Source organism: Nonomuraea sp. NPDC052265, assembly GCF_044547985.1.
Lineage (GTDB): Bacteria > Actinomycetota > Actinomycetes > Streptosporangiales > Streptosporangiaceae > Nonomuraea.
This window is the reverse complement of sequence record NZ_JBIUBJ010000008.1, coordinates 356,056-362,365: the sequence shown is the minus strand read 5'-3', so window position 1 is coordinate 362,365 and position 6,310 is coordinate 356,056. Positions and strand designations below refer to the sequence as shown.

General features: G+C 65.5%; 7 protein-coding genes. 3 read left to right on the top strand and 4 right to left on the bottom strand.

Features of this window, described 5'->3' with window-relative positions; translation table 11 throughout:
* Nucleotides 1-159 precede the first annotated feature (159 nt).
* The 3 genes from ACIHAD_RS25655 to ACIHAD_RS25645 form a co-directional block, all read right to left on the bottom strand.
* Complete coding sequence (locus ACIHAD_RS25655; protein ID WP_020545593.1) at nucleotides 160-366, bottom strand: cold-shock protein; 207 nt, start codon at nucleotides 364-366, stop codon at nucleotides 160-162.
* A 680-nt stretch (nucleotides 367-1,046) separates the two neighbouring features.
* Nucleotides 1,047-1,904 carry an NAD(P)H-binding protein gene (locus tag ACIHAD_RS25650; RefSeq protein ID WP_397357153.1) on the bottom strand — a complete coding sequence of 286 codons (858 nt, stop codon included), beginning with the start codon at nucleotides 1,902-1,904 and terminating at the stop codon, nucleotides 1,047-1,049.
* Nucleotides 1,897-2,265 carry a VOC family protein gene (locus tag ACIHAD_RS25645; protein WP_397357151.1) on the bottom strand — a complete coding sequence of 123 codons (369 nt, stop codon included), beginning with the start codon at nucleotides 2,263-2,265 and terminating at the stop codon, nucleotides 1,897-1,899. The genes ACIHAD_RS25650 and ACIHAD_RS25645 overlap by 8 nt, the downstream gene beginning before the upstream one ends.
* 63 nt (nucleotides 2,266-2,328) lie before the next feature.
* Between ACIHAD_RS25645 and ACIHAD_RS25640 the strand changes: the two genes are divergently transcribed.
* Nucleotides 2,329-2,787 (top strand): MarR family winged helix-turn-helix transcriptional regulator, encoded by a 459-nt coding sequence (locus tag ACIHAD_RS25640; RefSeq protein WP_397357150.1) that lies wholly within the window; start codon nucleotides 2,329-2,331, stop codon nucleotides 2,785-2,787.
* A 474-nt stretch (nucleotides 2,788-3,261) separates the two neighbouring features.
* Here the strand turns inward: ACIHAD_RS25640 and ACIHAD_RS25635 are convergent, their stop codons facing one another.
* Nucleotides 3,262-4,056, bottom strand: a complete 795-nt coding sequence (locus ACIHAD_RS25635; RefSeq protein ID WP_397357149.1) for a TetR/AcrR family transcriptional regulator — start codon at nucleotides 4,054-4,056, stop codon at nucleotides 3,262-3,264.
* Between the two features lie 70 nt (nucleotides 4,057-4,126).
* Between ACIHAD_RS25635 and ACIHAD_RS25630 the strand changes: the two genes are divergently transcribed.
* Together ACIHAD_RS25630 and ACIHAD_RS25625 are read left to right on the top strand one after the other, a co-directional pair.
* Nucleotides 4,127-4,837: a hypothetical protein gene (locus ACIHAD_RS25630; protein WP_397357148.1), complete on the top strand. Its 711-nt coding sequence runs from the start codon at nucleotides 4,127-4,129 to the stop codon at nucleotides 4,835-4,837.
* Between the two features lie 1,052 nt (nucleotides 4,838-5,889).
* Nucleotides 5,890-6,207 carry a hypothetical protein gene (locus ACIHAD_RS25625; RefSeq protein ID WP_397357147.1) on the top strand — a complete coding sequence of 106 codons (318 nt, stop codon included), beginning with the start codon at nucleotides 5,890-5,892 and terminating at the stop codon, nucleotides 6,205-6,207.
* The last annotated feature ends 103 nt before the right edge of the window (nucleotides 6,208-6,310 follow it).

Below are 6,310 nucleotides of genomic sequence, written 5' to 3'. Positions count from 1 at the left end.
CGAACCGGAGCCATCGGTGGTGCATCCGGTGTGCGGCGGGAGAACAGACATGCTGTCCTGCGCGGGTTGTGAGGTCGTCACGGCACGATGGATGCCACAAAAGCGACGCGCCGGGGACCGCGCCCTGCGGCGCGGGCCCCGGCTGCGTGGTGCGCGGTGTCAGGCGGGAACGATGTTCTCGGCCTGCGGGCCCTTCTGGCCCTGGGTGACGTCGAAGGCCACCTTCTGGCCCTCGCGCAGCTCACGGTAGCCGCCGTTGGCGACGATGTTGGAGTAGTGCGCGAAGACGTCGGCGCCGCCGCCGTCCTGCTCGATGAAGCCGAAGCCCTTTTCCGCGTTGAACCACTTCACGGTGCCAGAAGCCATGTTGATCTCCTTTTGATGGGTGCAAAGCCGAAATCCGCATTGGACGGATTCCGCGTCGCCGCGATAGGACCACACACCCGGAGATGACCGGAAAACAAAAAATGCACCTGAGGCTACATACCGTCAGGTGCACACAAGTTCTTATGGGTACCACAACTGCAACTGGATCCAACCTAGCACACCTTCAGTCGTGCTGCGCATGCCCCGCCGCCGTTGCGCCTGAACATCCAGGGCAGGGGAGCCCGCCAACGAATCGAGGGGGTTCATGGATCCGGTCAGGACTTGGGCGGCCAGCGCCGTTGGCGGCCACGGACCCGCGCCGCACGGCAGCCGACGTCTTGAGGTGCCGGCTGTGGCGGGGGACCAGGCCGTCGGTTTCAGGGAGTCCTCAAGCACAGCCTCCGGATGGCAGGGGAGAAAGCGACCACGCGTTCTTACCGGCGCCCCTCGTCGAGCGCCGCGAGACACCGCACGCGATGGCGGCAGCTACAGCAAGTCGCGGACGACCCGAGTATCAGCGAGGCGGTCGTGCAAGGTGCGAGCGACCGGGTCGGCCACCGACCACAGACCGTCCACCAGGAGCACGACCAGCCCGCACTGTGGCGCACAGACGAGGACGGGGAGGACGAGCGCGCGAACGCGAGCTGAGGATGCCGACTCACCCGCCCCGGCCCCGCTGTTCACTCTGCCGTCAGTCCCTCGACAAGGCCGGTCGTTGGCCTGCCGAGGAGGCGAGAAAGATCGTCACCGGCCCGAGCGAAGACCCCGGCGGCGATGGTTTCATCGAGACTTACCAAGAAGCCGGCCAGCTCGCCGTCCATCCCCGAATTGATGAGCGCTACCTGCAACTCTTCGGGAGTGACGGCCTGGTAAGTGACCTCTCGCTTCAGCACGACCGACATCGCTTCGGCGATGTCGGCGTAGGTGAAGTTCGTGTCGCCTGAGAGGGTGTAGGCGACATTGCCGTGCCCACCTGTGGTGACAACGATGGCCAATGCCTCAGCCAGGTCCTTCCGGCTGGCTGCCGCAACGACGGCGTCACCGGTCGCCGCGGCGAGAACGCCGGTGAAGCGGGGGCCTGCCAGCGCCTGGATGTAGTTCTCGATGTACCAGGTGTTCCGCAGGATCGTGTACGTCACACCGGAAGCGATAAGAGCTTTCTCTGTCGCCCTGTGGTCCGCGTTGATGTCGAACCGGTCATCGTCGGCTCGAACTCCGCTGATGTAGTAGACGTGTCGGACATTCGCCTTCTTCGCAGCTGCGATGACCGACTCGTGCTGAGCAAAGCGATCCGGGTCTCTGCCCGAGATCAACACAATGTCAGAGTGCCTGGCAACCAGTTCTGCGACGCCTACTGAATCCGACAGGTCGACGGCAGCGGTGCTGAACCCGGCGGAAGCGAGTTCCCCGAGGCGCAATTGATTCCGTCCGACCGCGGTGATCGTCTCGGGAATGATTCCCCGGGCTACCAGCGCGTCCAGGACGTGGCGACCGAGTGCTCCGGTGGCCCCAAATACCAGGGTGCTCGCCTCAGGCACGGTCGTGGAGAGTGATCTGGTAGCCGTCGGGGTCGGCGAAGGTGAAGGTCCGGCCGAAGGGGCCGTCGATCGGTGCGGAGACGATGGTGTGACCGTCGGCGACGAGAGCGTCGTGGATGGCCTGGACGTCGGTGGCGTGGAGCCAGATCGCGGCACCGATGCCGGGTTGGGCAACGGATGCGAGATCGGTGCCGGGAACGATGTCGCGGAGGGCGAAGGCGATCGGCTTCGTCTCGAAGACGACGGCGTGCGGAGGTCCGGCCTGCGAGCGGACGAGGCCGAGGTACTGCTCGTAGAACGCCTGCGAAGCGTCGAGGTCGCGCGCTTGCAGGGAGATGAAGTCGGGGCCGGTGGCGGGCATGGTGATGCTCCTTCGCTACGTGTCAGGATACTGACATGAGCCAATGTATGTCAGAATACTGACATGAGTCAAAACGGTGCCGGCGTCGACCTGGACAAATCACTGGGCTACCTGCTGAAAGAGGCGTCGAGCGCCCTGCGCGCAGCCATGGAGGAGGTGCTGCGGCCGCTCGGGATGAGCGTGACGCACTACTCCTGCCTCGAGCTGTTGGCTCAACGGCCGGGCTTGTCGAACTCCGAGCTCGCGCGTGGCGCGTTCGTGACACGGCAGTCGATGAACGTACTGCTCCAGACCCTGGAACGGGACGGCTACGTGACCAGGCCCGCGGAGGCGCCCGTCGGGAAGGTTCTTCCCGCGCGGCTCACGGCTCGCGGCCGGCGGAGCCTGGAGAAGGCCAGCGCAGCGGTCCGGTCCGTCGAGGTCAGAATGCTGGCCGGTATGACTGAGGGCGAGCAGTCAGACGCGTTCCGGATTCTGCAGAGCATGATTCGTTCCCTGCGTGATGGCAACGACGGTGCATAGCTCGTTCCTCGGCGCACGTCTCGTCGCGCCCGGACAGGGGTGCAGCCGAGCGTGGAAATCCGTGCAGGCGACCTCGATATCCGACAGCCGGGTGGAAGCGATTGCCGAGGCGGGAGGCACCGTCGTTGGGCAGGGGGCTGCTCGGTTGACGGGCATGTTGCCGATGAGGGGCCGTTCGGCAGCGAGGGGGTCGGTGACAGCCGCCGATCCCGCCGCTCGTCCACACCGAGGCTTCAACGAGCTGCGCAGGTTGCCGCGACCCTGACGCTGCGTTGTCGTCCATGTCTTGAACGGTGATCAGAGAAGACCGGCATCATGGCCGGTCGTCTATGCGCACCTGATGCTCCGTTGATGACCCGGCGTGCGGGGCGACGCCCGAATGTCGAGGCCGGCTGGGGTGACTGGTTCGGCGCGAGGTGATGGCGTTCCGGCTTCGGCGGCTTCCCATCCGACAGGGCAACTGTTGTGACGTTCTTACCGCTGCACGTATGCCTCGATGCCGTCGAGAATTCTTGCAAGGCCGAATTCGAAGCCGTCGAGCGGGGGTTCGTCGGCGAGGAACATCGGGTCCTCCATCGCGTCCGCGACGGCGTTCAGGTTGCGGGAGCGGAGTTGGCTGTCCAGGAACACTTGGACCGCACGTACCGCTCGTTGCTGATCGGGGTTCGCGCGGCGCAACGCGGCCGGTGTCGGGGTGTTGCGCCGTAGGTTGGCGCCGTACCGGGCGTGGCTGTCGAGGAGGTATGCGCAGTTCAGCATCTGTTGCGCCTCCATGCCGGTCGACTTGAGCACGGTGATCAAGGCGTCCAGCCAGGCCGCGTTGTGCGGGGTCAGGGAGACGGTGGTGGGCACGTCCAGCAGCCATGGACGGGAGAGGAAGCGTTCGAAGAGCTGGCGTGACCACAGCGCGGCCGCCTCTCGCCAATCGCCGTCCGGCAGCGTGGGCGGGTCGCCCCAGGCGCGGTCGGCCAGGAGAACGATGAGCTCGTCCTTGGAGCTGACGTAGCGATACAGCGCGTTGGTGGTCACGCCGATCCGGGCGGCCACCTTCGGCAGCGAGGCGGCGGCGATGCCTTCCTTGTCGGCCAGTTCGGTCGCGACCGCGATGATCTTCTCGACGCTGTGCGCCGGCTTGGGACCGCGCCGCCCCCCGGTGTCGACGACGCCCCAGGCCGCGGCCAGGCCTGGCGGCAGAGCCTCGAAGTCGGCGTCGTCGGTGTGCGCGCGATCCGGTGCGATCTCGCGTCCGGGGCTCTTGCGTGGGGTCATGGCCGGCATCCTCTCGACGATCCGAGAGAAATAGTAGACGCCTTATACAGTTGCTATTACTGTGCATGGCATGAACACTTCATGGCATGCACAGATACATCTCCCTCCTGTCGCCCGTCGCTGGATCGGTCTGGCCGCGATCTTCGGCGCCGTTTTCGCGATGGCCGAACTTCCGCTCTATTTCGTGGTCCCTACCTGCGACCCTCCGGCATGCGGTGTCGAGACCGGCAGTCTCATGCCGGACTGGCTGATCCTCACCCGTACGCTCTTCAACTTCTCCGCGCTCACGCTGTTCATGGTGTTCATGAGCGGCGTCCGCTTCCTGATCGCGCGGGCCGACGCCCGGTACGAATGGTTCGGCGCGGTCGCCGGTATCGCCGGCGTGGCATGGACGATCATCGACATGGTCGCCAAGGGAATCGAGGGCAGCAGCGCCATCAAGGCCACCGAGTTGATCGACCCGACCCGGACCGTGCCCACTTACCTGCTCTACGGTTCCATCACCCACCTGACGCTGGTTGTCTTCGGTGTCGCCTTCGGGTACGCGGTGCTGCGCTCCCGCGCTCTTCCTCGGTGGGTCGGCTGGTCGTCGTTCGGCATCGCCGCACTGCACCTGGCCGGAGTGCCGTCGATGTTCTTCGGCTTCAACTCGTCGGAGTTCTACGCCTCCAACGGATGGGGGGCGGTCGCGATGTTCAACGGCATCGCCGCCATGTGGCTGGCGGGCGTCGGCGTCGCAACGCTGAGGAAGAGGACTTCGCCGGCGCCGGCACTCGTTTGAGCGCCAACGTCCAGATGCGTACGGGTGGTGAGTTCGGCGGGTCGGATTCCCGCTGCAGTCGCCACCGAGGCGCCTGCCTCGTTCTGTCGCCTCGGGAGCGGGCCTGGATCGAGGTCTTCCCAGGGCTGCCCGAGGCATGGCTTCTTCGCCCTGGGCGCGGCGGATGCAGAGAAGAACGGGCGGCGGAATGGTGGGGGCTTACGGTGCCAGGGACTCATTCGCGCGTATCGAGCGCAGTCCCCGGCTGATCGGTGGGAGCGAAGGGCGTAGGGCCGGCGGTGATCCTCGCCCAGCTCATTCGAGGCGTCCCGACGGCGATCGATCTCGTTGGAGTGGGATGTGCTGCCGGAGGGCTCTCCGCCCTCGGACGGTCCGGTGATTGAGGAGGTCAACTGCCGTCGCTCATCGGACCCTTCACTTCAGGATCGTCGTACGTGTTCGCGAGCAGGCAGTCAGGAGTTCGGATCTCTTTCGTGGAGCGGACGGAATCAAGGGGCATACAGGAGCTGGCTAGCCTTCACTGGTGAGCTTCGGAAACTTCGCCCGTAGAGTGCGTGATCCTGCACTGCCTCACCGATGGCGGGTGTCAGCGTTCCGTATCCCAACTCTCAGGTTCGCTGGTACTGGTACGGCGATCCCAGGAAAGCCGCGTTGCACGCATTGGGGTTCTGGCGCCGTCAACGCTTCCCTGAACTGCTGCCCTCCGAAGATCCAGTTCTCCTGGAGATCAGTGAATGCGTCAGCGAGTGCCTGGACGCCGGTGGCGTCCTCACGGAAGCACAACGCGAGTTCCTCGGCGTCCGAGTGGGCGAGCTTGAGCAACGGTTGCACTCATGGGATCTCCGGCACGTCGTTCGGCACATCGAGGTGGCGTCGGGTCTGCGACAGCTCGAAGCGACGAGAGACCCCACCGTGCGGTCAAGGCGAGCCTCGTGATCTGCAGGGCGCTCCGGGCGTGCATCATATGACCCTTCCAGGCCACCAAGAGCAGGGGCGGTTTGATGGCTGATGCACCTTCTCGACGCAAGGGACGCGGCCTCCTCGGTCCCGCCTTGGTCAACCTCGCTCTCGGCGTGCCCGCGAGCATCCCGCTCTGTCTGGGGTGGTGGCTGCTGACCGAGTACCTGCCCATGGACTGCAGGAGCACGGACGACCTTGCCAAGCCTGGACTCGTCAACTGCAACTACACGACGCTCGACCACTCAGGCGTTGTCATGCTCCTCCTGGCGGTGACCGGCGTCGTCACCTTGACACTGGTGGTTGTGGTCGACGTGGTTCTCCCGCTGCGGCGCAGACGGGGGCTTGCGGCATGGCTCGGTACGGCAACACTGATCCCCCTCCCGTTCGCGCTCTGTCTGACGCTGGTCTGACGACTCCCCGAATGAAGGCGAGTCGTTTCTCAGCTCCGGCCCGACGGACACTCTGGCCGGCGTGCCCAGGGGTGCGCCTTCGCTGGTGGCGCAAGATCGGCGT